Raw genomic sequence first — 1,601 nt, 5'->3', positions numbered from 1 at the left:
CACCGGTGCCCCCGGCGGAGCGGCGCAGCACCCCGCCGGTGCGGCCGGCCGCCGCCAGCGGCAGCGAGCGCGTCGAGCCCGACACCGGCAGCGGCAGCACCGCGGAGCTCGCCGCGCCCGGGGTGAGCACCCCGGGCGTCGCGGTCCCCGCGGTCGGTGCCGCCGCGGCGCGCCCCGCGGGCGCGGCGAGCAGGGCCAGCAGGCCCGCGCCCGCCCCGGCCAGGGCGGCCCGGCGGCCCACCGGGGCGCCGGGGCGGCCCGGCCCGGGGGTCGTCGCTCGTCGCAGCAGGTCAGGGGTCATCGCCGGGTGCTCCGTCCGTCGTCCAGGGGCCGCCGGACGGCGACGCTCCACCAGGGACGAAAGCTAGAGGACCGTGGAGGCGTTGTGAACGGTGCGGGTGTGACGGGTGGGTCACGCGCCCGCGGGCGCCGCGGGCGGCGCGCCGAACCCGTCAGGGTCCTGCCCGGCCGCGGGCGCACCCGGGGGCACCGCCTCGTACAGCTTCACGCCGAAGGCGCGGAAGTCGCGCTCGGCCACCAGGCGGAAGCCCTCGCGCAGCAGCCGCGCCGTCTCGCGGTCCTGCTCGCCGGCCGTCACCAGCGGCCCCGTGCCGCCCACCACCCACACCCGGGCGGTGCCCACCAGCGCCCCCGCCAGCCGCTCCGGCGGCAGGGTCGTGCCCACCAGGGTCGCCGAGGACGCCGCCGGCTCGTCCAGGGCCAGGTCGCGCAGCCCGGTGAAGGCCGCCGGGTACACCTGCGTCAGCACCCGGTAGCGGTACTCCCCGTCCGGGACGAACAGCAGCCCGTCGCCCGGGCGGGCCTGCGCCGCCAGGTAGGCCGCCGTGCCGCGCAGGTCCTCGGCGTGCCCCAGCTCCGGGTCGCGGAAGACGAACTGCATGCGCAGGCCCGCCGCCGCGACCACCGCCACCAGCGCCAGCGCCAGCACCGCCGGCAGCCGCCGCCCCGCGCGCACCCGCGCGGCCGCGCCCCGGCGCACCGGCCCGGCCAGCGTCACCACCGACGCCAGCAGCAGGCAGGTGCCCGGGGCGACCACCACGAGGTAGCGAGTCGTCCACAGCGGGTGCACCTGCGACAGCGCCCACAGCAGCGGCACCGGCGCCGCGCCCCACAGCAGGCCCGCGACCAGCAGCCGGCGCGCCCGCGCCCGGCCCAGCGCGGCGCCCACGGCCAGCGCGGCCACCACCACCGCCACCGGCGAGCCCAGCGCGAACACCACGTGGTCGCCCAGCTCGCGCAGCGGCGGCGGGCGCAGGAACGCCACCTGCTCCTGCTGGGTGCTCTGCGCCCACAGCAGCGGCAGCGCCAGCGCCAGGCCCGCCCCGGCGGCCGCGACCCCGCGCCGTCGCGCCGCCGGCGCCGCGGCCAGCAGCAGCGCCGCCTGCGCCGGCAGCACCATCAGCGCCAGCGTGTTCAGCGCCACCAGCAGCGGCAGCGACACCGCGTACCCCGCCCACCAGCCGGCCCGCGCGGGCGAGGAGCACGCCCGCACCAGCAGGTACGTCGAGGCCGTCGCCACCAGCGCCGCCAGCGCGTACGGGCGCGCCTCCTGCGCGTAGCGGGACACGAACGGGGTGACC

The 1,601-nt window shown here is 80.6% G+C and carries 2 protein-coding genes; both read right to left on the bottom strand.

Annotation, left to right across the window (positions count from 1 at the left end):
* The coding region (locus tag GTR00_RS20420; protein WP_205706294.1) for a hypothetical protein at positions 1–301 on the bottom strand (301 nt) is incomplete at its 3' end.
* A gap of 111 nt (positions 302–412) precedes the next feature.
* The coding region (locus tag GTR00_RS20415; protein ID WP_205706293.1) for a hypothetical protein at positions 413–1,601 on the bottom strand (1,189 nt) is incomplete at its 5' end.

It is taken from the genome of Kineococcus indalonis (assembly GCF_009906395.1).
Classification (GTDB): Bacteria; Actinomycetota; Actinomycetes; order Actinomycetales; family Kineococcaceae; genus Kineococcus; species Kineococcus indalonis.
This window is presented reverse-complemented; position numbering and strand designations above follow the sequence as displayed.